The organism is Roseburia hominis (assembly GCA_040702975.1).
Taxonomy (GTDB): Bacteria; Bacillota; Clostridia; order Lachnospirales; family Lachnospiraceae; genus Allocoprococcus; species Allocoprococcus hominis_A.
Window position 1 is genome coordinate 711,808 of record CP159990.1, and the last position, 24,741, is coordinate 736,548.

The following is a 24,741-nucleotide window of genomic DNA, read 5'->3' on the forward strand; positions in this document are numbered from 1 at the left end:
CATTTCAACAAAAAAGGAGAAAATCATTATGACACAATATTTACAGGCCTTTCGTGAAGAGACAGATATCATTTCCAAAGAGGAGTTAATAAGCAGCTTGTTTCCGATTTTGTACCCTGCTGAAAAATTGCCTGATACCTGTGTGAAGGCAGCAGTAAAAGGAATGGAGGATATCGCCATCGCATTTCTTATCAATAGACAGAATGGGTATGGCACGCTGTTCTCTAAGACAGAAATGGAAATGTACGGAATCACCATGCAGGAGATATTTGACCATGCAAATCATACAAATTATGGGTTCAAACTGGCTTCCCTGTCTGCAATGCTGGGCCATCCTGATGATACCATAAATAACATTTTTTATGTCCTTACCAATGAGAGTGGCTATTTTGGCGCTGCGGCCATTACTAATCCTGTTGTGCTTCACAGATTACGGGAAAACTTTGGCTGTTCTCTCTATATTTTGCCGTCTTCCGTACATGAAGTACTGCTTCTTCCTGTAGGAGTATTTCCGAAGGCAGACCCCAGGGAACTTGCAGCGATGGTTAAGGAGATTAACCGGGCAGAGGTGGAACCGAAAGACCGCCTTTCTGACCGTGTATATTTCTTTGATTACGAGCAGGACTGTATCCGTACAGTCGCATAAAACCGGGTTCTAAACCTAAAAAAAATATATATGAAAGGAGTTCATAAATGGCAGAGAGGGTAATTCCGGAATTTCATCAGGTGGAGCCAAGGCTTTCGCTTGTCCATTTTCCACCTGTACAGACAAAGATTGAGAGAGCCGTAGACGCTATAAAGTTTGTATGCAGGAATATCTTGAATGAGTCCTACCGTGAAAGGCTTATAGGAATTTATTGTGACTGCCAGCTACACCCGGTTTGTTACAGTGTGATTGCAGAGGGGGACGAAATACATGTAGACACCAGAATTCAGGATATACTGACACCGGCTCTGCTTTATGGGGTAAGCCGGATTATACTCATTCACAACCATCCGAGTGGAAGTGGTGCTCCCTCAGAAAATGATTATAAATTCTCCTACAATATGTATCATCGTTGTATGGATTTTGGTATGTACCTGATGGATAGTATCATCATGCCCTGCGGTCAGAATCCCGATGATATAAAATTTACAAGCCTTGCCTTTGAGAAAGAGGAGGAAAACCCGTGGTATCAGTATGAGTTGCAGGTACAGGCGAAAAACAAGCAGAAAGCAGCTGCGGCAGAGAGTACTACATGACTACAGGACGCTTGGCCTTATTGGCCAGGCGTCCTGTAGTTTTTTTAGATAAGCTGTTCGGTACAGACAACGGAAATCAGTCTGCCGGTGGCTTTGATTTCCCGGAACTGTTCCGGGCTGACGACAATTTCTACAGATTTTGTGGCTTTATCGTAGGAATTGGCTACTTTTCGGCATTTCCGGTACAAGGTCATATAGTCCCGGTACTTGATTCGGATAACTTTAAAGCCATCTGCCTTTTCCTTTTTGCGGCAGGCCTTGTAGTAACAATTATCGCATAAATGATAATAACTGTTTGCCCATTCTTCCCACTCTTTGGAATCGTCCCAGTCATGAATATCGTGGATATGGGTTTTTTGAAATTTATAAAATGTAACGCCGCATTTTTTACATTGGCAGCGTACCATTCCTCCGGCCATGGCTTTGCCTCCTTCCGTTAGTTAGACTGCCTGCGTGGGAATTTGGGCTTCCTCAAATAATTCGTGCAGAATCTGGGAAGCCTCGTTATCTGGCATGAAGGGAAGGCCGGTACATACGTGTTGGAAATCGTAACGGTCTGTCGGATCGTACCATTCTGGGAAATATGTTGGGAAACAGTGTTCTTTGACAAAATCCCGGTTTTCTTCACCTACAACAACACTGAGTTCATAGCTGACATCGTTATGGCAGGTCTCTCTTGTAATCATGGCATATACATAGTAGGTTTTTCTCGGGTCGATAGCAATATTCTCCTTGACCAGTTCTGTGATACATGCTCTCAGGTTCAGACGGTCAATATTTTTGCTGTCAGCTGTTTGAGGTTTCAGGCCTTTGGTGTTTGCCGCATTGTAATCTCTCAGGTAAAGATGGTTCATTACTAAATTATTGGTCATGGTGGTTTCCTCCTTGATAGTGTTAATGGTATTGGTGGTGTTTTCAGTTACGTTAATGTTTTTCATGTTGTTATTCATTTTTGTAATCTCCTTTATTGTAAATTTTTTAAAGATTTTCATATTCATCATAATCTGGATTATCTTCTTCCGGGGAGCTCTGGCAGAATGGAAATTTGATTTCCAGTGCTGCCTGTCTTTGATCCAGTTCTTTTTTTCGGAAGTAAGCAATCAGCTCATTGCGTTCAAGGGAAGGGTCTTTTTTACTGCCTCTCATGGATACGCTTTTTTTCTTGCCTCCGGCTGCGTGGTATGCGGTCAGGTCATCAAGGACAAAGGTCACATACTTATGCTTGGGGTTTAAATGGCCGTCCGGTAATAAATCTTTGATGTGTACCCCGTTCGTCTGCAGGCGGGCTTTAAAATCGTCCCAGCTTACAGAACTGTTTTTGGAATCCAGTACACGTTGGAGTAAATCTTCCATGACGATGTATTTGGGGGCCTCGCCATTTTCGATAAGCGTTTCATTACGCTTACACATAGCTCGGAGCGTTGTGGAAGAGGACGGGACCTCCGTATCTTTTCCTGGATCGAAGCGGTTACCAATTAACTGTTTCACAATTTTGTCAGATGTGTCTCGGAAGCCGTCTTTACACAGCCAGGTGGTCTGTTTGCCCCGGAGGCATTTCCCATCACTGGCTCTGGCATTGACCACGGTAATGTGGTTATGAAGACATCCGTAATCATCGCCATATTTTTGGTACGTGCTGCCGCTCCCATCAGCTTGGGTGACTACAAGAACTTTATAGCCTGGGAACATGGACTTTGCAAGCTGTACGCCCGCTTCGTGGGCCGTCATTACATCGTCCAGATTGTTGGGGTCAAGTTCTCGCCGTGAAAAGCTCTGCAAATACCGGTAACACTGGATAGCTTTCCCGGCTTTATTGTCCCGCCCGTTTTTCATCAGGTCGCCTCTCATTTGGCCGATATACATCTGAGACCATGGATTAGAATTTTTCATGCCGACACCGGTACAGGCAAGTACCCGGTCGGATTTCCCGTTGTGGCCGTCACCATCCAGCGAATAGCGGATGGCCGCTTCCAGATAATAACAGGGAATGACACTACAAACACTCAAATAACCCCGCCTCCCTCACAACTTTCAAGTACAAATTTCCGATACATCTTTGCTCCCGCTGAATGTATTCTACGAGGGTGGGAAGTTCTTCTACTGCTCCATTATAGGGAGTCCCGAGAAAGGAAACCTTGTCCTTGATATAATCGTTGAAATCATCAAGGTTACCACTTCCCCCCGCCTGTTTTACATAGGTGTTATAAGTTCGGGCCAGTTGATTTAAGTTCACACCGATTTGGCGGTGGTAATTCATGACCATGCAAAGCTGCTCGTTCAGTGTTTCAATAGCCTCTTTTAACTGTTCGGCATTCTTTTCCGGAAGTGTCGATATCAAACCCGGCTTCAACTGCTCATCCAGAAGAAGAGAGCCGATTTTTGATACCGACATGTGGCGCTGCTCGGCTACCTTGTTGATGGAATCATATAATGGTTTATCTACCATAATCTGCAATCGTTCTTTTTTCATAAAGTATCTCCTTCATAGTAGGTTTCGGTCTGTCTGAAAAGCTTTGGGCACGATTGGGCCGGGTACATTCTGCAAGCAGTTCCAATCTTACTCACTTTCGTGAGAACCGATTGGCTGCTTGCAAGGGACTCCGTCCCTTTGAACCCTGTTTCAGGATTTCAGTTGCGGTCTGGATTGACGTAACGGTTATAACTGTCCGGTTGAAATGGGTTCGGAATGGATTCCTGCTCGGACGCCAACGCATTCTCGGAGAAGATATCGGCAACGGTAACTGGTGCGTGATCATGCTGCGTGTTTGGCGACAGGTCTTGGAAAAAGTCGTATAATTCTAACTTGTCGCTCGGGAGACGGTCGCCAAAAATCTGCAGCGCAGCTTCACCGATATTTTTAATGCGCTGCTGGCGTTTCAGTTCTTTTGCTTCTTGCAAACGCTCAATCATACTGTCAATGCGTTCCTCTGTCATGTGTACATATTTATTTGCAATCATGTTAAAAACCTCCTGATCCAATAGTTGTTTATATTTTTTGTGATACCCCTCTCCCCGTAATACAAAAAAACAAGAGTGAGATGGGGTGGGGGAAACCGTATATGTACCGTTTTTGTGGTACAGGGAAATGCTTTACAGGTATAAGGCTTTTCCCATCTGTGGCAAGAGACGATTTTACGGGGTACAGGTAAAAATCAATGCCAGTGCTACAAAGAAGAATTTGTGGCAAAGTACCATGTTTCCCAGAACTGTATATTTACAGAAAACAGATAAATCAAAAATATCAATACTTTTCATGATATATTAGATATTGTTTTTATCCATATATTATATTTCTGTTTTTAGTGGTACATTGGTACATCTGTAATATGTCTCTTACCTGCTTTGGACTTTGCCTGTACCATGTATTTGGTAAGAGTGGTACAGGATATCCCCATTCGGGAATATTCCTATACCAGCTCTGTATGTCCCTGTACCATTTTCATGGCACGCTGTATTTATGAGATTCCTTTTCGGAGCAAGCCACGGTAACTTTCTTTCAGGCATGGCCTACAGTATTTATCGTTATCATAACTGGAACTGTAGTGGGGGTTTACCCATTCAACCAATCCGTACTCCCGGATAAACAGTTCCGGTTTATCCATTTTGCTGCCTGTGCGAATCTTTTTTTGCTTATCGTCACAGTACCATTCGGAATCCGGGTCTTTGGCAAGAATTGAGAGCAGTTCGTTAAGGAAACTACTTTTCCCCTGTACGGTGCCTGAGGGATTCCATCTTTTAAAGTATGCCTTATATAAATCGTAAACAAAGGAGAAGGGAAGTAAATCCCACACACATTCGGAGAGAATATCGCCGATAAACTGCCGAATCGGGTCGTTGAACTCCCTGTATTCTTCCAGCGCAAGTTTGCACGCTTTTGGTTCGCTGAGTGTATAGTAATTCGTGTTCAGTACCTTATACAGCACATATTCCAAAACCTCCGGCCTGTGCAGATAGTCCTCCTTGATATACTTGCGTTCCCTTCCGGTAAAGCATTTTTCAAACAAAATGAACAGCTGGCGGCGAAAAAAGGAATCGGATTTATCCTTGATTCTTGGCATTTCATTCAGACACTGTACCATAAAACCCCGGAACTGATAGGAGATGGGAGTCTTAAATTTGCGGTTAATTTGAAGCACATCACCGGTAATAATGGCTTTCAGGTTCGCAGCCTTATCAATAAAGGTGCCAACATTATTCTCGTCAACAATAATGGCACTGGAATGGATAAGCGGTTCGAGCATGAAGTCTTTCCCCATATCGGAAAGAGAGATAGAAGTATAACTTCCTTTTCCACAAAGCTGGCGCATGAGCTCGCAAAGTGTTCCTTTTCCGTTGTTGCCTTGAGTGCTGTAAAACCATGCCGATTTGTTCCATGGCACATTAGGCCGGATGATTGCCCCCAGAATTTCCCATAAAAGACGAATAATTTCGGGGTCGTCAGATAAGCTGCACATCCATGATTCTACATCCCAGTCTGTACCATCTTCATCATTATGAATAATGATATTTCTGGCCAAAATGTTATAATTCACTTTTGATTTTGTAAGAAAGACCTTATCCGTTGTAAAAGGATGGAGAACCTTTGCGTCATAATCAAAAATACCATTGTTAAGGGCGATAAGGTTTGGTTCCGTACAGCGGGGGACGCGAGGTGCAGTGTCCCATAAAATTGTTTCTACCTCTTTGCAGCCACGGCTGTCCAACATATAGCTGTATTGTCTCGCAAGTCTACGGAGAGCAGCTGGATCTGAAACATAGGTGCCTTTGTTTTCCCCTTCCGTTTGGTAGAGGGCCAGAATATCGTAGCCACTGTCATCACTTGCAGTAACCACCCGGGCAATGCAATAGAGGTGAAGCAAAATCGCTGCGATCTGTGCGGGACAGAGTTCCTTGAGATAACGGAATTTTTCCCCTTTCGCTTTGATGGAATTTACAATATTGATTTCCGTTCTGATTCGGCCCAGCAAATCTTCTTTGAGTTTTGTTGGCGATGGAGGATTCTGCGGGTCAATGGTTGCGAGATATTCCTTTGTGATTTGCTCGATAAGGGAATCCCGGCTTTCACAGAATGATGTAGGTGATGTCTGCCCGGTATTTGGGGCAGAAGCATTGTTTGTAGTTTCTTCCATTATAAATATTTCCTTTCTTTGTGTAATATCGGCCCCGCAGCTGTGAAATTGACTTTTTTCGTATATCTGATATAATAATTTTGGACGAATTATCAGACACAGGGTATCAACAGAGCTTCACAGCGGTTGGTGCCTTTTGTTGTTACCTAGATAAAATCGTGTGTCATCAGATACTCTTTAAATGGCCGGTATCTGATGAGAAGTTTTCTTGGCCCCACATACAGGGCAAAGTTGCAGTCAGGCTGCTTGACGAGCTTGTAAATCTTACTTTTGCTCAGACCAGACAATTTTGCGGCCTCATTCATATCGATGGTAATTGCTTCTGAAATAGCTGTCTCACGCATATGTTCCACCTCCTTTCCACGAAAAAAACGGCGCAATGAACACAAACTCCCAATTTTGGGAATCTGTGTTCATTACGCCGCTGCTATGCAAAAATATAATACTAAGTGAAATGACACTCAGCACCGGTAATCATACGTCCGGACGACCTTCTCTTTCACCCTCCGTCTGTGCTGGCACTAATACTGCCCGGAGGTGAGGTGTATTAGTATGGCCGTTTGCCGAATCTCCACGTAATTAAACACGGTTTTATTCAATTCTATGATTTCGTGAAGCCTTCTGTGTGCTTCTGTATATACTATACCCTTTCCTTTGGGTTTTGTCAATATAGCGAAAAAAACAGGCCAATCGTCTTAAAACCTATACTGGGTATAGAAATTAGCTTATTTTAGGGGGAAAACTTAAAAATAAAAAAAGAATAATAAAATAAATAAAATATAAACGAAATATAAACAAAATATAAACTGAGTTAAAAGAGGTACATAATTTAATATGAATCCGGGTGCCAATTTAAAAAGGAGATATCAAATATGAATAAGCAAAAAAATGAAACGTTTTGGGATGTTGCAATTCAACTTGCCCGGATGTATGGAATAGCAGAGACGTTAGAGCCATTGCCGGTTCTGGCATGGGACAAGACCTGCTCTGTAATATGTGAGTGGGTAGAGGAATATTTACAGCTACAAGAGGTAGATATTGTGGATTTCTTTGATAAAAAGGTTGAAATAATAAAAAAAGCAACGATCATCACGGAACAATAATGTGGTGCGCTGCTTAGTCTTGTGCAGGTGGGATATTGACGTTATCACTCCACTAATAGTAGTGACAAAAGCGTTTCACATCTTTTATCTCTACTATGTGGACCAAAGGGCTTTCCACCTCTGGACTCCCCCTTCAAAAACCAAAACAAATTTATACAAAAATTGTACAATTTTTATATAAACCCATGCCCCCGGAACATTGGCACCGAATCCAGATACGCCACACCGTCCCACGCTCACGCCATATCCCGTATCTGCCTCCCTGTGCCAATATCCCTCATCTTGCCCATTTCTCCTCATTTATGAGCAGTTTTTGCATGGGCATTCTATGGGCATGGCATAGGCACAGTATTCCCATTACATGGGCATCGCATGGGCATAGAATGTCCATGCAAAAAAAGCAGACGGCGAAAAACCATCTGCTTAAATATTATCATCTTCTGTAAAAGTAACAACATCATTCGGCGTACAATCCAATACCGCACACAACTTTTCCAGTGTATTCATCGTGATGCTTTGATTTCTTTTTAACATTGTTATCGTGTACGGACTAAAACCTTTTTTGTAAATCAGTGTGTATGTGGTAATCCCCTTCTTTTGCATCGTGTCCCAAAGTGGGGCGTATGAAATCACGGCAATCCCTCCGAATCATAATAGTGTAGATAAATCTTTATTATGATTATGATGTGACTTTTGCATCTTGCATATTAACAAATATTTGTCTATAATACTGTGTATACAATGTATGTGATGTGTCTGTTGTTCATCTGATTTTGTCGGGTGCTACAGTACATATACAGCAACATCAAAAGAAGAGAGGTAATACAACATGAAGAAGAAATTAGTACTAATCTTGATTGCGGCAACACTGACACTTGCATCTACCGCTTGCGGCAGCAAACCAGCACAGGAACCAGCAGAACCGCAGCAGCAGGAACAGCAAGAAACTGAACCTGTAGAACAGGAAGAGGAAGAAGAATCTGAACCAGAAACCACGGAACCGGAAGAATCTGCAGAACCAGAATCCGAACCGGAAGAAACCGACGAATCAACACCTGGTGCAAGCATGACGAACGCACTTCCGCTTACCGTAGGTGAAACCGTATCAGGGGAAGTTGAAAGAGGTAAATCTGTATGGTATACTTTTACCGCAAGTGATAAAGAATCAGTGTATAATGTAATCCTCGAAAACACCACCACAGACGGAGGAGCGTATGGTCTTGAAATCCAAGGTGTTCTTCGTGATGAAAATGGCGAGAAAATTGGTTCTCATTTCAATGCTTTCGATGATGGAAAAATCGAAGTCGAAGAGCTGAAAGATTTGAAACCAAATACTACTTACTATGTACACCTGTCACTTACCGACCTTGTCGATGTAAATGGTGACTATAACCTTACGGTAAAAGAAGTAACAGAGTAAATAATTAAAGGAGATGGAAAAGGTGAAACACCTACATAAATTGTTGATGGTGATTTTATCTTGTATGATGATTGTGAGCCTTGTCGGATGCGGGTCATCCGACAAGATGAAGGATACATTAGAATCGAAATATGAATCATCATCGGAAGAATCATCAAAACCAGAGACGAAACCTGAAACGAAACCTGAGACGGAATCCGAGGACAAGTCAGAGCCTACTGAAGACAGCAAAGCTGACTCTAAGCCTGCTGAAAGCAAGCCTGAAGTAAAACCTTCTCAGCCAAGCAAACCTGCACAGCCAACTCCGACTCAGCCGTCTAAGCCTACCGAAACGAAGCCTGCTCATACGCACAGCTGGAAAAACCACACTGTCACTGAGAAAGTGCAGACAGGTACAAAGCATCATGATGCTGTGACAGAAGAACAGTGGGTTCCTGGTGAAATGGTAACTTATGTTGATTGTTCTTGTGGACAAATGTTCAAATCAATGAACGCATACGAACAACACACAGTAGACATGCTCCTTGCAGGTGACCAAAGAAACCATTCTTGTGCAGTTAGTCAACAAGAAGAAGGTGGTCACTCTGAAACTGTCACAGTAAAAGAAGCTTGGGATGAACCCATCTACGAAAATCAAACTCGTGTTGATTATCAATACTGTGACTGCGGTGCACGCAAATAACAGGTACTTTCAACCAATACAGGTCGGGACTTAGTCCCGACCTGTATATTTTTTCATAAATACAAAAAACAACAAAATACTACATAAAATCCTACAAAACATACAACAAATAAACAACAAGAGGGAGGTAGCCGTTGGCTACCTCCCTATTGTTGTTTCAAATGGCTACTAACGTAGCAAATTACCTACATACATCACACATTTCTCAAAATAGACAATATCCCATCAATATCTGGTGTCATTCGATGCTTATCACCATTTTCATACTCATTCAAATATCTCTGACAATCATAAACAATTTTACTCTCATTTTGTGCCAATATATTTAGAACACCATTATAATAACTATTATTTCCAACAAAATATGTATCAATATATTTTCTCATAATCGGAAACAATTTAATATAATGCACACCATGATGACAATTAACCCTGGTTCTTGAATTCGGTGGTAAAGAAAAATACTGAGACTTAGGAACATTTGCAGATATATTTGACCTCAAAGGTACAACAAAATCTTGCAATCACTAATTTTATCATATGTCTCCTAACACAATAATAACCCCACATATGTGGAGTTATTATTTTATCATACAATTGGATGATATTCTAAATTCAAGTCCCATCATCCACGGAGACCAAACTTACAAAAAAATATCTATTAAGACGATTTTTAAGGCTTCGTAACCTACTATTATGCTATCAAAATTATTATTTTATTGATAATAGTATAGAAAAAATGTTACTGACCAAACTATACACATAACTGTTCAGGCTTAGTAATAATTTCTAAAAATTTCATCTGAAGGGAATCATCAAGTTTATCCAATAACAATTCATCCTTTTCATATATACCAACTACATTTGAAACATATACCAGTTCATTATATGTAATATTTCCCACCTGTTTTGCAAATATAGCTATAATCCGTTTTTCTGCTTTTGACTTTGTTGAAGCGCTGGCTTTTCTTAAAGTTCTTGCCTTATTAACATCAGTTGCAAACCCAATGCACATATTACTGGCAGGGCTTTTAACAGCATAAGGAAATATACAAGTTCTAGTATCTAATACTTCCAAAAGTAAAGATTTACCACCATCTTTATAAAACAATTCATGAATTTTTTCAACATGTTTTCCCTTTGTTCTTAATGTACTCCAATTATACTTTTGGTCTGTAGCAATATTTCCAACATCAATCGTTCCCAAAACACAATTTCGATAAAAATCATCATCACCCAAATTACTATAAAGACCTGTTAAATGCTTATAATCCGATGGAAAAAATCGAACATCAACCTCAAGTCCGTCGGCACACACAATCTTAAACACTTTATTAACCAAATATTTATTATAATTTCGTGCCCCAGTAATTATCTGATTTCTTAACTTGCTTTTATGTCCATTTGATAACGTCTCCATACGTCTACTCCTATGTATTTTATATGCAAAAAATAAAAGCAGGAGAAATCCATTTCTCCTGCTCCTAATTGCAAGTTTCCTGCTGGTTGTCAGCCTCGTATCGCCTATAGCCATACAAAAACGGATTTGGACTTTTAACAACTTCCAATTGTTCACAACTTCAATGCTGGTTGTCAGCCTCGTATCGCCTATAGCCATACAAAAACGGATTTGGACTTTTAACAACTTCCAATTGTTCACAACTTGTCATGCTTGCACATGAAGAACATTACTGTTCTTGGTATAAGTATATGCAAAAACCACCCTTTTGTCAACTAAAATCACAAGGAATCTCTGGAAAAATGCTCATGCTGAAGAAAAAATAAAAAGTGGCATAGAATTTATTATTTGATATGATAACACTTCCATTCTGAATAATATGAGCTAAAATAAATTTATAAAGAGCAATATACAAGAAAAGCAGGTGAGACAAAATGAGTATTTATGGATATATCCGAGTCTCGACCAAACAACAGAAGGTACAGAGACAAATTGATAATATTAAGGATTTTGACAATGACGCAATTCTTTATATTGAAAAACAGTCTGGTAAAGATATTGAGGGGCGCAATGAGTTCCAGAAGCTCTTAAAACGTGTAAAATCTGGTGATACGATTATCTTCGATGAAGTTAGCAGGATGAGCAGAAATGCGTCAGAGGGATATGCACTTTATATGGAATTGTTTCATAAGAATGTCAATCTGATTTTTTTAAAGGAGCGGCATATTGATACAGAGGAGTACAAACGCCGTACACAATCACATCTTCATCGTATTGAATCGCAGGACGCAAAAATGGATAATCTCGTTAATGGCATTCTGGAATTGGTAGAAGAATTTGAAAAAGAAAATTTGAAGGATAATATCCGATTGGCTTTTGAACAGGCAGAGCATGAACGCTTATTTTTGATTAAACGTGTCAGAGAAGGGAAAGCGCGGAGCCAGACGAAGCAAGGCAGACCAGCGGGCAGCCCGAATCTGTCAAAAGAAAAAGCAAATGCTATTAAGAAGAAAATCCGGGAATTATCGAAAGACTTTGACGGATTTTATACAGACACAAAAATTTTCAGAGATTACCTTCAAATTTCCAAAACCACCTATTACAGGTATAAAAGGGAACTTCTTGCGGAGCGTAATTAGTGCCAAAATAATACGGAATATTTTTGTGATGATTTATAGCGAAAATATAGGTAAAAATGTATTCCAAAATAATCATAAATAAAAGGGTTCGATTTAACACTATGTTTCCGTGCAACATTTGTTATCCTCAAAAAGACAAAAATCGTTAGCCTCAATCGTTAACAAATTAGCATAAAAAATTGAGCCTCAGACTGGGTTAAATGGCCCATGTCTGGGGCTATTTTTATGTGGAGGAGGATTGGTTCGGGAAAATAGGATTGGGGGTATGACAGGCGTAAATCCCGTTGCGGAAAACTGCCACAAATGCCGTATTTATAAGGGCACTGAAAAACTTCCATTTTTTAAGTGGGAGTTTTTCTTTTATGACGATTTTTTGTGATTTTCAGTTCTTTTTCGATAAGATTACAGAATAATGCTATGGTTTAAGCCATAGCCAATTCCTGTAATCTTACTATCCTTTTTACATTTGCTGTAAATGCGGTAAAATACATTTGAACATGCATAGCAAATAACCCTCTTGAATCTGCTCTGCGCAAACCGTGGGCTTCTTTTAATTCTCCATTCTTTTCTTCTATCCTATGCCGGATTTTCATTCTCTCTTGGAAGTATTCACTTTCTTCAAATTTAAGCCTTTCCATGTTTTTCGCGCTTGCCTGCGTGATACTGTAACTCCGTTCTTTTGAGTTTGATTTTCCTACACGGCAGTTTTCTCTTTGCGGGCATTTCCGGCACTTAACTTTGCTAAATATATATCTTAAATAGGTGTTCCCGTTTTTGGCAGCTCTCTTTTCCACTCGCATGGAAAGCTCTCCGGCAGGACATTGCAGCAACCCTGCATCTTTATTGAAACAGAACCCCTCCGCAAGGTTTCCGTTTGCAGCCGCCGCTACAGCTGTATTCGTTCGGGCAATCAGTGCAATCTCTTTTCCGCATACTTCCAGATTATCATCACTGACATATGCCATATCTCCGATAACTTCTGTTACTTTTATTCCATTTTTCTGTGCTTTTTCTATCAGTTTCGGCAATTCCTGACCATCCGGTGCTCCTCCATCTGTTACACTTATCCCAGCAATCAGACGGCCTTCTGTCATTGCGAGATGATTCTTATACCCATAAAACGTACTGGTCGCCGTTTTGTGCCCAAACCGTGCATCTTTATCATCTTTGGAACGGATCTCTCTGATCTGTTCGTTCTCAAGCAGTTCTTTCATCTCTTTAGAGATTTTCTGTATCTTTTGATTTCCACAGGTTTCTATCCCTTCCTCCAGAACCTGGAGCAGTTCCTTCGTATAGGCGATCTCTTCGTCCAATCCTGCTTCCAAAGATGGTTTCTCTGGAAATCTCTCTGATAATTCAAAAGCATTTTTATAAATCTCTTTCCGAAGTTGTTTACTCATATCCCTCAGGATTTGTGTGGGGGATTTCGCTCGGACGGATGCAGTTGTGTGGGTAGAATCCACGATAATCGTTCCCGATTTGATTAGACCTTTGTCCAGAGCCTGCTGGATTGTTTCTTTCAGCATTTCCTCCAGAATATCTTCCGTGATGCGGGTCTTTCTGAATTTCGTCAGAAGACTGGGATCTATCATTTTTTCTTCTGGTTCCAGATCCAGAAAAAATTTATATGCCATGTCTGTCTGAGCACTGCTGATCAGGGTTTCATCGGACAGATCGTACAGCTTTTTCAGAAAAAGCAGTTTAAACATCATCTCCGGTTCTTTCGCCGGCCGCCCGAAATTTTCACAATACTGTTTACGGAGCATTGGATTTACAAAACTAAAATCTATATTTTCTTTAATTCTACGCAAAAGATGATTTGCTGGAATGATTGCATCATAAATCCCCTGATAGGGTGATAATGAAAGTTTCAACTGTGAATGGTCTTTCAACATGGCAGAACCTCCTTCCTCATGATTCTATTATAATGGATACATTAAAAAAGCCCAATTCTTTTTTAGAATCAGACTTTTTCAGTGCCCTTTATTTATGCGGGTTTGAGGGGTGAGAGATGATGTGGGAAATAGCTATGGGAGGTTGTTACGAGAATAGGTGCGAGAGGTTGTTACGTGATCTCGTTACGGGATTTTTGAGGCGGGGGATGTTGTTGCCGGTGGGATGTTACGGGAGGATGGTGAGATTTGCCTTTTTCAGGATAGTGAGGGTTACACCGGAACAGAAATGGGTTTGAAAAGTCTAGTGTTTATGCGGATTACAAGCAAATTTGTTTAAGCGCTGGCAACGATTTGGCAACATTTCGGGTATCACTCACTGAATAACAGAATACTTCAATAACAGAAAAACCTTACTGATTTTCAGAAATGAAGCTGAAAGTCGGTAAGGTTTTTTTTTGTGGATAAGGAACTGACAGGCGGCGGGACAGTGTGCATTTTCGGGTTGGAAATCAATCAGTTTCGTCCTTTAAAGCCTGTGTAATCAGGTCACTTAATCCCTGTGAGGGTACAATCTTCTTCCAGTGATTTGAGGTATCTAATTCGGGATATTTGTACCGCCACTGGTCGTATTCCTCTTTGGTTATCGCCCCCTGTTCCAGACGGGCAGCCTGTTCCTGCCATGCATGGAACATATCAAACATGGTGGAGTAGGTGGAGCCGGTGGATTTGTCCAGCCGCAGACACACCTCGTCGTCAATTTCTCCGATTTTCAGCCCGTACATATCTTCCAGTGCAAAGAGCGTGTGCATAAGCCCGATATAGCTGTCTATTTCCGGGACTGTGATTGCGCGAGGGCTGACATCAAGGATATGTGCCATTTCTTTTACAAGGTCTTGCTTCGGTGTTCTGGCTTCCGATTCGTATTGTGCCATACGGACATCAGAGGTCTTTCCCAGAAAACCAAGGATTTCACCCAGCTGCTTCTGCGTCATGCCTTTTCGATTGCGGAAAAAGCGGATTCGTTTGCCAATTGCCATAATAAAACCTCCGTTGTAGTTATAGTGATACAATCATTCTTGACTTAAACATTTCTGTTGAAGTTAGTATAACATGGTGTAATAGGAATAGCAAGAGAAACTTAAATAAAAAAAGTTAAGATTTTTCCGCAAACTACTTGACTTAACGGAATTTATTTAGTATTATACATACAGACATTAAACAAAAACAGTTAAGGACAAAAAGGAGAGGATAACTGAATGGCTGAAAAATCATTTATGACAGTGGAGGAAGTGGCAGCGGAATTACGGGTGTCAAAGTCAAAAGCCTACCAGATTGTGCGGGAACTGAACGCAGAATTGCAGAAACAGGGCTATCTGACGGTGGCTGGCCGTGTGAACGCTACATTTTTTCATAAAAAGGTCTGTTACAGCGATTAAGCGGAAAGGAGATGATTTGAATGGCTGTATACAAAGACAATGCTACGGGAACATGGCGGGTAATTTATCGCTTCACAAACTGGAAAGGAGAGCGGAAGCAGACACAGAAGAGGGGATTTGCCACAAAAAGGGAAGCACAGGCATGGGAGCATGAAGCCATGCTGAAACAAGGAGCAAAGCTGGATATGACATTTGCAAGTTTTTTTGAGATTTATGAAACTGATAAGAAACAGCGTGTCAAGGAGAGCACATGGGAATCCAAAAGTCATGTGATCCGCACAAAGATTTTACCGTATTTCGGGAACCGGAAGATAGCGGAGATTGAAGCAAAGGACATTATCGCATGGCAGAATGAACTCATGGCGTACCGGGACAAGAAAGGGAAGCCTTATTCAGCGGACTATCTGAAAACCATACACGCCCAGCTTACAGCGATTTTGAACCATGCTGTGAACTTTTATAACCTGCCTTACAATCCTGCAAGGAGGGCTGGCACTATGGGAAATGAGATTCCAAAGGAAATGAATTTCTGGACGAAAGAGGAATATCTGAAATTCTCCGAAGCCATGATGGATAAGCCACGTTCCTATTATGCTTTTGAAATGCTTTACTGGTGCGGAATCCGTTCTGGCGAACTGCTGGCACTGACGCCGGCTGACTTCAACTTTGAAAATCAGACGGTCACAATCAGCAAGACATTTCATCGTTCCAAAGGGCGGGATATTATTACAAGCCCGAAAACGAAAAAGAGCAACCGAATCATTAAAATGCCTACCTTTCTCTGTGAGGAAATGCAGGAGTATATCAAAATGCTCTATGACATTAAGCCGGATGAGCGGCTGTTTACGGTCACAAAATCTTATCTTAATCACGAGATGGAGCGAGGGGCAAAGCAGGCAGGCGTAAAAAAGATTCGGGTGCATGATATTCGCCATAGTGCGGTTTCCCTGTTAATCGACATGGGATTTTCGGTACTGGCAATCGGGGAGCGCATGGGGCATGAAGCGGAGAAAATCACTTACCGCTACGCTCACCTGTTCCCTACGGTACAGACGGAAATGGCGGAGAAACTGGAAATGGAGCGAATGACAAAGGAGGATACAAATGGAAAGAACACTTGATTACAAAGGACGGTGGCGCAATCATACGGTGGCATTCCGGGTATCGGACGAGGAAGCGAAGCTGCTCAATGACCTGGTAGCATTGTCTGGCTTGACAAAGCAGGATTATATCACAAGGCGGCTGCTGTGCCGGGATGTGGTGGTACAGGGCAATCCGAGGGTTTATAAAGCACTGAAAAATCAAATGGCGGCTATCTATGAGGAATTGAAGCGGCTGGAAGTGCTAAGCCCGGACAATGACGAACTGCTCTATACGCTGCAGGTAATCGCAATCACATTAGACGGTCTGAAAGGAGAAGATGAATGATAGAGAAAATGAAAACGACTGCTCCCGTATCATCTGTTGGCGCAGATGGGGCGCAGCCGATTATGAAAAATCACACTGAAATTATAGCAAATCCGCAAACACAAATCAATCTGCAAGCCGCACAAAACCCGGAGAAATCCGGGAGCGGCGGGCTTCAAACAGTATCTATGACAGAATTGTATGATACGCTTTACCCGCCGAGAACGCCGGTTGTAGACGGTTTCCTCTATGGCGGCACTTATCTCTTTGTGGGTGCTCCAAAAGTGGGGAAATCGTTCTTCATGGGGCAGCTTGCCTATCATGTGGCAATAGGGCTTCCGCTGTGGGATTATCCGGTCCGAAAGGGGACGGTGCTGTATCTGGCATTGGAAGATGATTATGCAAGGCTTCAGCGGCGGCTCTCCGGTATGTTTGGTGTAGAGTGTGCGGATAATCTGTACTTTGCGATACAGGCAAAGACACTGAATGAGGGCTTAGACAGGCAATTAGAGGAATTTCTTAAAGAACATACAGACGCAAGGCTGATTATCATTGATACGCTCCAGAAAGTGCGTGAGGTCGGCGGGGACAGGTACAGCTATTCCAGTGACTATGAAATTGTGACAAAGCTAAAATCGTTCAGCGACAAATACGGTATCTGCCTGCTGGTGGTTCATCACACACGCAAGCTGGAATCCGAGGACAGCTTTGATATGATTTCCGGCACAAACGGGCTGCTTGGCGCGGCAGACGGGGCGTTCATCATGCACAAGAAAAAGCGTACTGATAATCTGGCTGTGCTGGACATTGTAGGGAGTGATCAGCCAGATCAGGAGCTGACGATAGAGTTTGACCGGGAGCGTTGTGTCTGGAAATTCAAAAAGGCGGAAACGGAGTTGTGGAAGCAGCCGCCGAACCCACTGTTGGAAGCAATCAACGAATTTCTGACGGAGGATAAGCCGGAATGGGAGGGAACGGCAACAGAGCTTGTGAACCAGTTGCCGGATATGCAGTTACAGGCGAATGTACTTTCCAGAAAGCTAAATGTAGTCAACAGCCAGTTACTTAATGACTATGGCATTTTCTATGACAATAAGCGGGGATATGAAAGGAAAATTGTCTTGAAACGGCTTGAGCGGAAAGAGTAAGAGCGACGATATGCGTCGGTTGCGACGGTATTTTTTATAGCGGACTGGTATAGAAAATATCGACGCTATCGACGCAAACCGACGCAGAAGCCCCTAAAAGGATACCTTGATGTCTGGCACTGCCAGACAGGAATAAGGAAAGGATTGAATGATGAAGAACGTGCAAATTCCTTATAAATTGTTTGTGTCGCTGCTCCGCTATCATCTGGTGGAAGATGATGATTGTCTGCATGAAATCCGGCAGGGCTTAGAGCAGAAATTAGATTCGCTGGTGCGCCATGAACTATACGCAAAATATAAGACTGCGCCTACACAGGAAGAACGGGAAAAAGCCAGACAGGAATATCTGGATAACCGAGGAGTGCTAGACAGCTTTCGCTGGTAGATTTTCCCTTGATGACAATAGACAGGAGCGTGTCACGCTCCTGTGGATAGTAGACAAAGAGAAAGGTGTGATTCGATGATAATTCAACCGAAATGGAGAACCCGAAACGTGAACGAATATTTTTACGAAAGCGAAGCCCGGAGGATTGCCGCACTCAACGAGATATTCGGAGATGTGGAATTGACTGCGGCAGAAATGCGGACGCTGGTATGGCTTGCCGGGTGGGAGGAATGTACGGTGAAAAACCTACTTTCGGCTATTCGAAAAGCGATGGCAGCGGAAGCAAAGCGGCAGGAACAGCCGCCCCGTCCGTAGGACGGAAAAGCCCTCGGCAGAGCGCAAAGGCAGCTTTTGATGGACGGAACGTCTGTCAAAAGTGCTTTCGCGTTACTTTCGACGAAAGTAACAAAGCTTATGCGCCGTATCCGGCGCTGATTACCCGGCAGACGGGAGAAAGGATATTGATTGAAGCGAACGATCAGCTTTATGACAGGGAAAGGCTCTGTCAACCATAATAGCAGAAAATTTCATGCAAAGAACACTGACCCGGAACGGAGTTATCTGAACATAGAATACTGCAACGAAAATATCAAAGACGTATATCACGAATTATTTGATGAAGCACTTGACCGGTATAATGAGAAGCAGACCAGAAGTGACCGCCGGATTGACGACTACTATGAAAAAATTTGTTTCGGCAAACAGGAAAAGCCATTCCATGAGATTATCCTGCAAATCGGGGATAAGGACAACATGGGAGCGAAAACGGAGAACGGACAGCTTGCGGCAAAGGTGCTAGACAAATATATGCAGGCCTTCCAGCGGCGAAATCCTACGTTGAGAGTATTTAGTGCTTATCTCCACATGGATGACTGTGAGATAATAGGACTAACAAGGAGAAACCCAATAAAATCAGGGGTTCTGCCGTGTTAGTTCTATTTTTTTGACCGAAAAAGAACATGATTATATGAGTATGAAAGGAGATCCCGTCAGCGATAGGCTGGCTTTAAAATTTGAAAAGTATTATGTATAATGAAAAAATGAAAAAAGAAAAGTCAAGAAAGGGGATAAGAATGATGGGCCAAAAATTGATAAAGAAAACGATATTGCCGATGTTGTTTCTGACAATATGGGGTGGGCTTGCATATTATTTTTGCATATCTTTAGGCTGGACTGAGTGGTGGCAAATATGGTGGGTGATCGGTATGCCATTTGGAGTACATAGAATGTGTATTTGGTTGCTACCCAAGAATTTTGATATAGGGGGAACCGTGGGTGTTTGGGCCATAAATATAATATTGGGTTGTCTGATTGGTGAAGTGATAGTTATGTGGTATGTATTCCGTGCGATTTATGTTTTAGTAAAGTTCTTTTTGTAAGTGCTTAAATAAATTGTTTTTATCCATACTGTTACATTATTACTTGCAATCTACGAAGCAGTCTGGAAAGAGAACCCGAAACATTGCGAGGTGGTGGTAACAACTATGGTGAGCCAGATCAGGGAAAAAATCGGAGATGAGTATATAGACTGTGGTAGGGAGTGGCTATCGGTTTGTAGGCTAACTTAAAAAAGCAAATTCCAGTGCCATTTTGAAATAGAAATGAAATAGAAATCTCATTTTCATTTAATAAATAAATTTGAGGTTTCATATGCTTATCTATTATGCTAATATAAATTAATATGGATAGAGAAAGGAGGATTGGGAATTTATGCTTAATCCTATCGTTATTGTTGCGTAAGCAAAGCTATCGCAACTAATAAAATTGAATGGTGTTGCAGATAGACTTTGCTGTTCCTGTTAGAGAAAATGTGATAGGAGTACGAAATGGGCTATAAAAGTGCAACACAAATTCTGCCTCAAGATTTATTACAAAAGGTTCAAGAATATGTTGATGGAGAATTTCTTTATATTCCCAGGATTTCTGACAATAAAAAAGATTGGGGAGCAACAACTTCAACTCGTCAAGAATTACAGGTTAGGAATCGATGCATTTATGAAGATTATCTTTCAGGGGAATCTATGGATTACTTGGCAGAAAAATATTTTTTATCTTTGAAAAGTATTCAACGAATTGTCGGGCAGCTAAAAAAAGATTATAAAGAATAAAGTTGGGTTGGTATAGTTTCATAAGCTATACCAGCCCTTTTCTTATGTTCGATTATAAAAAGAGTATTAGGTTGGATTTATTATTTCACAATGTTACGATTTGAGAGAAGGTTAAAGGGAATGATATTGCTGAAAAAATATCATGACTATTTACCTCTTATTTTTAGAATTACGGAATGGAGAACTTATGATATGAAGAAAATAGTATGGGAGGTACAGCATTTATCACTACTGCCTGTATTGAAATATTGTAAAAAATGTGGTAAAAAAAGTGCATTTATTTGTTCAGGACAATTCCGTGTTAATGCTCAAAGAAGATGTCTAGATATTTGGTTGATTTATAAGTGTTTGAGTTGTGATACCACATGGAATGCTACAATTTATTCTCGTGTTTCGCCACAATTATTACCAGCTAATCTGCTGGATGATTTTTATAAAAATGATGAAGAACTTGTGGAACAATATGCAATGAACAGTGACTTTTTGCGCGGGAATGGTGTGGAGGTTGGATTACCTTCATATAGTGTGATAGGGAATAACTTTTACTTAGACGAAACTGTAGAGCTTGAGATAAAATGCAAATATTCATGTGCTATAAAGGTATCTTCTATAGTTAGAGAGAAATTACATTTATCGCAAAAAGAATATTTGCAGTTAATTTTGGATGGAAGGATAAAAAGCATATCAGATCAAAATTTAAAAAATTGTAGATTAAAGAATGGAATTATTCTTGTTTTCAATGAAAACTGCAACCAAGAGTCAAATACTGAGACGCAGAGCCGATGCCTATGAGATTTTGTCCTAGGTTATTGGCTCCGTTTTATTTTGTTGTATTGCGTCGAACGATTTTCAAAATCTTAAAATAGCCTTAGACGGTTCTTAGACCGCACTCAGACCAATATTTTATAATAGCAAAAAATGAAAATCTTGTGTGTTATCTGAAGCATAGGAATATTAGTTGAAAGTTTTTAAATAGTAATAACAGTTTGATTGAAATGGCAGAGGATAGAGATATGGAGATTTACTTCACCATGTCTAAGATGCAGTAGGAAGGGAATGTAAAGTGGATGCACTATTTATTAGGATGGAAGAAGTCCATGAGGGCTTTTGTGAGGAGTTAATGAAACTGGCCGTCCAATACGGATACAGCATTAAGAAAGCTACCTATGGGACGAAAGATATTTCATTTGGTGACTTGAAGATTGTTCCATCAAAACGTCAGGTTTTTCTGAACAAGCAGGAAATCACCATGACGAGTAAGGAGTTTGATATTCTGGAATTTCTCGCCAGAAACCAGGGGCAGGTGTTTAGTAAAGAGCAGATTTATGATAGGATATGGGGAGAATATTATATGGCGGATGACCGGAATATTACTGCTTATATCAATAAAATCCGTAAGAAGATCGAGCCAGATCAGTCCAAGCCAATTTACATTCAAACAGTCTGGGGCGTAGGTTACAAATTTAATGAGAAGATAGGATGAGCAGGGATGTATGAAATATGCAGTCTCTGCTTATTTTATAAAACAAAACTATATTTTAACCAAAGGAGGATTTGGAAATGGGAAATGAAGTAACGGAAAAATTGGTGCTTTTTCTGCAGAACCTGAGATGCGAGGACGCAGGCAGGGAGACACTGGTACATCTTGCCGGCAGTAAAAGAGAAAAAGAAGATTTGGGAAATCTTCGTGCCGGATACGAAAAATTGAAGGAACGGATGCCTGCCGCTGATAAAGATTATCTGGAGAAGTATATGGAGCAGACGAAAAGAGTAGCTTTTGAGGAACAGCAGGAAGCGTATCTGCAGGGGATGTTTGACGCTTTCCAGATTCTGCAAGGGACAGGAGTGATTCGGGCGAGTGAAAAGGTTGAAAATCTGATCAGACAAATAGAAAATGACTCATTCAATTCTTAGAATGGGTCATTTCTTTTAGCATAGCTTATAGAGACTGTTGTTGGAAGCGGGCATCGGTTTGTGGGGTGAATAAGAGCTGGTAGCAGGCATCTGGAAACAGGTGTGGCTATCAGCTTTTTAATTTGTGATTAAATAAATTTCCTTGAAAATTTGATATTGACTTTAATAAAATTTATGCTATACTAAGTTTTATTAAAGAAAATATGAAAGGAGGATTAAAATGGAACTAGATAAAATTCCACAATGGATACTTGCGCTGGAACAGGAGGATGCTACATTCTTAAAGAATTTCGTTTTGAAATCAGGTTCATTAAAGGAAATTGCTAAACTGTATGAAGTGTCGTATCCAACGGTACGCTTGCGCCTGGATAAGCTCATTCAAAAAATAGAGATGAATGACCGCCAGGAGGAAGAACCATTCCAGACATTTATCAAAGGGTTGGCAGTGGATTCCCGTATTGATTTAGAAACTGCAAAGATTATTATTGAAAAATATAAGCAAGAAAAGGAGATTAAAAAATGACTGATTTGGTTATTGGATTTGCTGTTGCTGGTGTGTTGCTTTTTATAGAGTATCTTCTCTGTACGAAACTGAAAAACCCTCTTTGGGGAGGCATTATCCCAATGCTTATTCTGATTGGAACGATCTATATTTTTGCAAGTGGCAGGGTACCAGTTACCGTAAGGAATGTTTTCCCATTTGTCATAGCCAATACGGTATTCTGGGGAGACTGGGGAACAGGCAGGGAGAAATATAAAAAGCTTCAACAGGCGGAAATGGATAAAATGAAAGCAAAAGATATTGAATAAGCAGAGGAGGAAGACATGGTAAAAAAACAATGGATATTTTGCCCTGTCTGTGGTGGTAAGACAAGATTAAAGATTCATGAAAATACGGTACTTGAGAATTTTCCTTTGTTTTGTCCGAAATGTAAACAGGAAACGATGATTGATGCACGACAACTGAATATATTTGTTATTACAGAGCCAGACGCTAGGACGCAGAGCCGGTAACCTATTGAAATATTTCTTAGGTTGTCGGCTCAGTTTTTTATAGAGGACTAAAGACTCCTACTTCCCAAAAGGATAGTCCCTTTCAAAAAAGTGCATTCTTGTTAAGGAACATGTGAAATGCTACCTTTAACCTGAGTACATAGAAAGGAAGAATGCGAATGAAAGATATTGAAATCGGGCCTATCCGCCCACCTTCCGAGAGCGACAGCCTGTTAATCCGGGTAACGAGAGGATGCCACTGGAATAAATGCTATTTTTGTGGTTTGTACAAATCCATGAAATTTTCGATGCGCCCTATTGATGAAACGATAGAGGATATTAAGAAGCAGGCCGAGTTATATCAGGGAAAGAAATTTTATTTCTGCTTTCTGCAGGATGGGGACGCACTGGTGCTAAAAACAGATTATCTGCTCCGGATACTGGAAGCGATCAATCGGTATTTTCCAGATATAGAGAGTATCACATCCTATGCCCGTGCAGACAGCATCACCAGGAAGAAGCCGGAAGAACTAAAGCAGCTTCGGCAGGCAGGACTGAACCATCTCTACTGTGGCATGGAAACCGGATCAGACAGGATATTAAAGCTGATTAATAAAGGCTTTGACGCAGATACCGTTGTGAAAAGCGGATGTATGGCAAAAGACGCAGGCATGATTTTGTCAGAGTTTATACTGTTGGGAATCGGTGGAAGGGAACTGTCAGAAGAAAATGCAATCCAGACAGCAAAGGCTCTGAATGCGATCCAGCCGGATTTTATTCGGGTTCATGCCACAGGTATCAAGCCGGAGTCTAAAATGGGAGAGTTTGTGCGGGATGGTTCTTTCGTCTTACAGTCTGAGGAAGAAATTGTAGCAGAACAAAAGCTGTTCCTGCAGCAATTACAAGAGATGAATAGCTATTATGTGAATGAACACATCATCAACCTGCTTTTGGAAGTCCGGGGCAGCTTGCGGACAGAGAAACAAAAAATGCTTTCTACGATTGACCGTTTCCTGAACATGCCCCCGGATGAGAGGCTTCTTTTCGCTGTTGGCAGGCGGCTTAATATTTTCTTCTTTCTGGATGACCTGAAAAAGCCGGAACTGCACAAAAAGGCAGAGGAAAGCCTGAAAAAGATATTAGAGAAAGAACCAAAAGTTGATTTTGCCGCACTGTGTAATTATGTGAGACAGTCTCAGATTTAATAAAAAGATGGGTATTGAAGGCTTCCGGTTTTTATTGTGAGGGCATTGCGGGAGGTCTTGCATGGAATGGAGAACG

Annotated in this window: 32 protein-coding genes and 1 pseudogene; 22 read left to right on the top strand and 11 right to left on the bottom strand. The window is 41.2% G+C overall.

The window, feature by feature from the left end:
* Positions 1–28 precede the first annotated feature (28 nt).
* Positions 29–646 carry a DUF5688 family protein gene (locus tag ABXS75_03150; protein ID XCP85813.1) on the top strand — a complete coding sequence of 206 codons (618 nt, stop codon included), beginning with the start codon at positions 29–31 and terminating at the stop codon, positions 644–646.
* Between the two features lie 47 nt (positions 647–693).
* Positions 694–1,242 (top strand): JAB domain-containing protein, encoded by a 549-nt coding sequence (locus ABXS75_03155; protein XCP85814.1) that lies wholly within the window; start codon positions 694–696, stop codon positions 1,240–1,242.
* A 44-nt stretch (positions 1,243–1,286) separates the two neighbouring features.
* Here ABXS75_03155 and ABXS75_03160 read toward each other — a convergent pair whose 3' ends face one another.
* From ABXS75_03160 to ABXS75_03190, 7 genes are all read right to left on the bottom strand, one after another.
* A complete protein-coding gene (locus ABXS75_03160; GenBank protein ID XCP85815.1) occupies positions 1,287–1,661 on the bottom strand; it encodes a hypothetical protein in 375 nt (124 codons plus the stop codon).
* A 21-nt stretch (positions 1,662–1,682) separates the two neighbouring features.
* The gene (locus ABXS75_03165; protein ID XCP85816.1) at positions 1,683–2,192 is read right to left on the bottom strand and encodes a hypothetical protein; all 510 of its coding nucleotides are present in this window, start codon (positions 2,190–2,192) and stop codon (positions 1,683–1,685) included.
* A gap of 28 nt (positions 2,193–2,220) precedes the next feature.
* Positions 2,221–3,249, bottom strand: a complete 1,029-nt coding sequence (locus ABXS75_03170; protein ID XCP85817.1) for a relaxase/mobilization nuclease domain-containing protein — start codon at positions 3,247–3,249, stop codon at positions 2,221–2,223.
* Positions 3,236–3,712, bottom strand: coding sequence for a hypothetical protein (locus ABXS75_03175; GenBank protein XCP85818.1), 477 nt, complete (start codon positions 3,710–3,712; stop codon positions 3,236–3,238). Before ABXS75_03175 ends, ABXS75_03170 begins: the two co-directional genes overlap by 14 nt.
* Positions 3,713–3,870: 158 nt before the next feature.
* Positions 3,871–4,200, bottom strand: a complete 330-nt coding sequence (locus ABXS75_03180) for a hypothetical protein (GenBank protein XCP85819.1) — start codon at positions 4,198–4,200, stop codon at positions 3,871–3,873.
* A 497-nt stretch (positions 4,201–4,697) separates the two neighbouring features.
* On the bottom strand, positions 4,698–6,371 hold the full coding sequence (locus tag ABXS75_03185) for a phage/plasmid primase, P4 family (protein XCP85820.1): 1,674 nt from the start codon (positions 6,369–6,371) through the stop codon (positions 4,698–4,700).
* Positions 6,372–6,517: 146 nt separating this feature from the next.
* Positions 6,518–6,715 carry an excisionase gene (locus tag ABXS75_03190; GenBank protein ID XCP85821.1) on the bottom strand — a complete coding sequence of 66 codons (198 nt, stop codon included), beginning with the start codon at positions 6,713–6,715 and terminating at the stop codon, positions 6,518–6,520.
* Positions 6,716–7,243: 528 nt separating this feature from the next.
* Here ABXS75_03190 and ABXS75_03195 point away from each other — a divergent pair.
* Entirely contained in the window at positions 7,244–7,474 is a 231-nt protein-coding gene (locus ABXS75_03195) for a hypothetical protein (protein XCP85822.1), read from the top strand.
* A 423-nt stretch (positions 7,475–7,897) separates the two neighbouring features.
* Here ABXS75_03195 and ABXS75_03200 read toward each other — a convergent pair whose 3' ends face one another.
* Positions 7,898–8,107, bottom strand: coding sequence for a helix-turn-helix transcriptional regulator (locus tag ABXS75_03200; GenBank protein XCP85823.1), 210 nt, complete (start codon positions 8,105–8,107; stop codon positions 7,898–7,900).
* A gap of 196 nt (positions 8,108–8,303) precedes the next feature.
* Between ABXS75_03200 and ABXS75_03205 the strand changes: the two genes are divergently transcribed.
* Positions 8,304–8,894 carry a hypothetical protein gene (locus ABXS75_03205; protein XCP85824.1) on the top strand — a complete coding sequence of 197 codons (591 nt, stop codon included), beginning with the start codon at positions 8,304–8,306 and terminating at the stop codon, positions 8,892–8,894.
* Positions 8,895–8,916: 22 nt separating this feature from the next.
* The gene (locus ABXS75_03210; protein XCP85825.1) at positions 8,917–9,576 is read left to right on the top strand and encodes a hypothetical protein; all 660 of its coding nucleotides are present in this window, start codon (positions 8,917–8,919) and stop codon (positions 9,574–9,576) included.
* Positions 9,577–10,330: 754 nt separating this feature from the next.
* Here the strand turns inward: ABXS75_03210 and ABXS75_03215 are convergent.
* Positions 10,331–10,996, bottom strand: coding sequence for a PBECR4 domain-containing protein (locus tag ABXS75_03215; GenBank protein XCP85826.1), 666 nt, complete (start codon positions 10,994–10,996; stop codon positions 10,331–10,333).
* A 473-nt stretch (positions 10,997–11,469) separates the two neighbouring features.
* Here ABXS75_03215 and ABXS75_03220 point away from each other — a divergent pair, with 473 nt between their 5' ends.
* The gene (locus ABXS75_03220; protein ID XCP85827.1) at positions 11,470–12,174 is read left to right on the top strand and encodes a recombinase family protein; all 705 of its coding nucleotides are present in this window, start codon (positions 11,470–11,472) and stop codon (positions 12,172–12,174) included.
* A 422-nt stretch (positions 12,175–12,596) separates the two neighbouring features.
* Here the strand turns inward: ABXS75_03220 and ABXS75_03225 are convergent, their stop codons facing one another.
* On the bottom strand, positions 12,597–14,069 hold the full coding sequence (locus ABXS75_03225; protein ID XCP85828.1) for an IS1182 family transposase: 1,473 nt from the start codon (positions 14,067–14,069) through the stop codon (positions 12,597–12,599).
* Between the two features lie 509 nt (positions 14,070–14,578).
* Entirely contained in the window at positions 14,579–15,106 is a 528-nt protein-coding gene (locus tag ABXS75_03230) for a helix-turn-helix transcriptional regulator (GenBank protein ID XCP85829.1), read from the bottom strand.
* A gap of 219 nt (positions 15,107–15,325) precedes the next feature.
* On the opposite strand from ABXS75_03230, the gene ABXS75_03235 reads away from it, so the two are divergent.
* The 16 genes and pseudogenes from ABXS75_03235 to ABXS75_03310 all read left to right on the top strand — a co-directional run bounded on the left by ABXS75_03235 (position 15,326) and on the right by ABXS75_03310 (position 24,665).
* Entirely contained in the window at positions 15,326–15,505 is a 180-nt protein-coding gene (locus tag ABXS75_03235) for a DNA-binding protein (protein XCP85830.1), read from the top strand.
* A 20-nt stretch (positions 15,506–15,525) separates the two neighbouring features.
* Positions 15,526–16,626 carry a site-specific integrase gene (locus tag ABXS75_03240; GenBank protein XCP85831.1) on the top strand — a complete coding sequence of 367 codons (1,101 nt, stop codon included), beginning with the start codon at positions 15,526–15,528 and terminating at the stop codon, positions 16,624–16,626.
* Positions 16,610–16,933, top strand: coding sequence for a mobilization protein (locus tag ABXS75_03245; protein ID XCP85832.1), 324 nt, complete (start codon positions 16,610–16,612; stop codon positions 16,931–16,933). The genes ABXS75_03240 and ABXS75_03245 overlap by 17 nt, the downstream gene beginning before the upstream one ends.
* Positions 16,930–18,060: a helicase RepA family protein gene (locus ABXS75_03250; GenBank protein XCP85833.1), complete on the top strand. Its 1,131-nt coding sequence runs from the start codon at positions 16,930–16,932 to the stop codon at positions 18,058–18,060. The genes ABXS75_03245 and ABXS75_03250 overlap by 4 nt, the downstream gene beginning before the upstream one ends.
* Positions 18,061–18,211: 151 nt before the next feature.
* Positions 18,212–18,445 carry a complexin-2 gene (locus ABXS75_03255; GenBank protein ID XCP87078.1) on the top strand — a complete coding sequence of 78 codons (234 nt, stop codon included), beginning with the start codon at positions 18,212–18,214 and terminating at the stop codon, positions 18,443–18,445.
* Between the two features lie 108 nt (positions 18,446–18,553).
* Positions 18,554–18,760, top strand: a complete 207-nt coding sequence (locus tag ABXS75_03260) for a hypothetical protein (GenBank protein ID XCP85834.1) — start codon at positions 18,554–18,556, stop codon at positions 18,758–18,760.
* 171 nt (positions 18,761–18,931) lie between these two features.
* Positions 18,932–19,318 (top strand): annotated as a pseudogene (locus ABXS75_03265) (plasmid recombination protein).
* 140 nt (positions 19,319–19,458) lie between these two features.
* Positions 19,459–19,824 (top strand): DUF6050 family protein, encoded by a 366-nt coding sequence (locus ABXS75_03270; protein XCP85835.1) that lies wholly within the window; start codon positions 19,459–19,461, stop codon positions 19,822–19,824.
* 447 nt (positions 19,825–20,271) lie between these two features.
* Positions 20,272–20,553, top strand: coding sequence for a CD3324 family protein (locus ABXS75_03275; GenBank protein ID XCP85836.1), 282 nt, complete (start codon positions 20,272–20,274; stop codon positions 20,551–20,553).
* Between the two features lie 192 nt (positions 20,554–20,745).
* Complete coding sequence (locus ABXS75_03280) at positions 20,746–21,345, top strand: DUF1062 domain-containing protein (protein XCP85837.1); 600 nt, start codon at positions 20,746–20,748, stop codon at positions 21,343–21,345.
* Positions 21,346–21,616: 271 nt separating this feature from the next.
* Positions 21,617–22,036 carry a response regulator transcription factor gene (locus ABXS75_03285; protein XCP85838.1) on the top strand — a complete coding sequence of 140 codons (420 nt, stop codon included), beginning with the start codon at positions 21,617–21,619 and terminating at the stop codon, positions 22,034–22,036.
* Positions 22,037–22,113: 77 nt separating this feature from the next.
* Positions 22,114–22,467 (top strand): hypothetical protein, encoded by a 354-nt coding sequence (locus ABXS75_03290; GenBank protein XCP85839.1) that lies wholly within the window; start codon positions 22,114–22,116, stop codon positions 22,465–22,467.
* A 220-nt stretch (positions 22,468–22,687) separates the two neighbouring features.
* Entirely contained in the window at positions 22,688–22,990 is a 303-nt protein-coding gene (locus ABXS75_03295) for a DUF2089 family protein (protein ID XCP85840.1), read from the top strand.
* Positions 22,987–23,277, top strand: coding sequence for a hypothetical protein (locus tag ABXS75_03300; GenBank protein ID XCP85841.1), 291 nt, complete (start codon positions 22,987–22,989; stop codon positions 23,275–23,277). The genes ABXS75_03295 and ABXS75_03300 overlap by 4 nt, the downstream gene beginning before the upstream one ends.
* Positions 23,278–23,292: 15 nt before the next feature.
* Positions 23,293–23,481, top strand: a complete 189-nt coding sequence (locus ABXS75_03305) for a cysteine-rich KTR domain-containing protein (GenBank protein ID XCP85842.1) — start codon at positions 23,293–23,295, stop codon at positions 23,479–23,481.
* A gap of 158 nt (positions 23,482–23,639) precedes the next feature.
* Entirely contained in the window at positions 23,640–24,665 is a 1,026-nt protein-coding gene (locus ABXS75_03310; protein XCP85843.1) for a radical SAM protein, read from the top strand.
* Positions 24,666–24,741: the final 76 nt, after the last annotated feature.

Bases quoted from the DNA above. Each gene is read 5' to 3' on its own strand.
- ABXS75_03150 (XCP85813.1), top strand. From the start codon at position 29: ATGACACAATATTTACAGGCCTTTCGTGAAGAGACAGATATCATTTCC.
- ABXS75_03155 (XCP85814.1), top strand. From the start codon at position 694: ATGGCAGAGAGGGTAATTCCGGAATTTCATCAGGTGGAGCCAAGGCTT.
- ABXS75_03160 (XCP85815.1), bottom strand. From the start codon at position 1,661: ATGGCCGGAGGAATGGTACGCTGCCAATGTAAAAAATGCGGCGTTACA.
- ABXS75_03165 (XCP85816.1), bottom strand. From the start codon at position 2,192: ATGAATAACAACATGAAAAACATTAACGTAACTGAAAACACCACCAAT.
- ABXS75_03175 (XCP85818.1), bottom strand. From the start codon at position 3,712: ATGAAAAAAGAACGATTGCAGATTATGGTAGATAAACCATTATATGAT.
- ABXS75_03180 (XCP85819.1), bottom strand. From the start codon at position 4,200: ATGATTGCAAATAAATATGTACACATGACAGAGGAACGCATTGACAGT.
- ABXS75_03185 (XCP85820.1), bottom strand. From the start codon at position 6,371: ATGGAAGAAACTACAAACAATGCTTCTGCCCCAAATACCGGGCAGACA.
- ABXS75_03190 (XCP85821.1), bottom strand. From the start codon at position 6,715: ATGCGTGAGACAGCTATTTCAGAAGCAATTACCATCGATATGAATGAG.
- ABXS75_03195 (XCP85822.1), top strand. From the start codon at position 7,244: ATGAATAAGCAAAAAAATGAAACGTTTTGGGATGTTGCAATTCAACTT.
- ABXS75_03205 (XCP85824.1), top strand. From the start codon at position 8,304: ATGAAGAAGAAATTAGTACTAATCTTGATTGCGGCAACACTGACACTT.
- ABXS75_03215 (XCP85826.1), bottom strand. From the start codon at position 10,996: ATGGAGACGTTATCAAATGGACATAAAAGCAAGTTAAGAAATCAGATA.
- ABXS75_03220 (XCP85827.1), top strand. From the start codon at position 11,470: ATGAGTATTTATGGATATATCCGAGTCTCGACCAAACAACAGAAGGTA.
- ABXS75_03225 (XCP85828.1), bottom strand. From the start codon at position 14,069: ATGTTGAAAGACCATTCACAGTTGAAACTTTCATTATCACCCTATCAG.
- ABXS75_03230 (XCP85829.1), bottom strand. From the start codon at position 15,106: ATGGCAATTGGCAAACGAATCCGCTTTTTCCGCAATCGAAAAGGCATG.
- ABXS75_03235 (XCP85830.1), top strand. From the start codon at position 15,326: ATGGCTGAAAAATCATTTATGACAGTGGAGGAAGTGGCAGCGGAATTA.
- ABXS75_03240 (XCP85831.1), top strand. From the start codon at position 15,526: ATGGCTGTATACAAAGACAATGCTACGGGAACATGGCGGGTAATTTAT.
- ABXS75_03245 (XCP85832.1), top strand. From the start codon at position 16,610: ATGGAAAGAACACTTGATTACAAAGGACGGTGGCGCAATCATACGGTG.
- ABXS75_03250 (XCP85833.1), top strand. From the start codon at position 16,930: ATGATAGAGAAAATGAAAACGACTGCTCCCGTATCATCTGTTGGCGCA.
- ABXS75_03255 (XCP87078.1), top strand. From the start codon at position 18,212: ATGAAGAACGTGCAAATTCCTTATAAATTGTTTGTGTCGCTGCTCCGC.
- ABXS75_03275 (XCP85836.1), top strand. From the start codon at position 20,272: ATGGGCTATAAAAGTGCAACACAAATTCTGCCTCAAGATTTATTACAA.
- ABXS75_03280 (XCP85837.1), top strand. From the start codon at position 20,746: ATGAAGAAAATAGTATGGGAGGTACAGCATTTATCACTACTGCCTGTA.
- ABXS75_03290 (XCP85839.1), top strand. From the start codon at position 22,114: ATGGGAAATGAAGTAACGGAAAAATTGGTGCTTTTTCTGCAGAACCTG.
- ABXS75_03295 (XCP85840.1), top strand. From the start codon at position 22,688: ATGGAACTAGATAAAATTCCACAATGGATACTTGCGCTGGAACAGGAG.
- ABXS75_03300 (XCP85841.1), top strand. From the start codon at position 22,987: ATGACTGATTTGGTTATTGGATTTGCTGTTGCTGGTGTGTTGCTTTTT.
- ABXS75_03305 (XCP85842.1), top strand. From the start codon at position 23,293: ATGGTAAAAAAACAATGGATATTTTGCCCTGTCTGTGGTGGTAAGACA.
- ABXS75_03310 (XCP85843.1), top strand. From the start codon at position 23,640: ATGAAAGATATTGAAATCGGGCCTATCCGCCCACCTTCCGAGAGCGAC.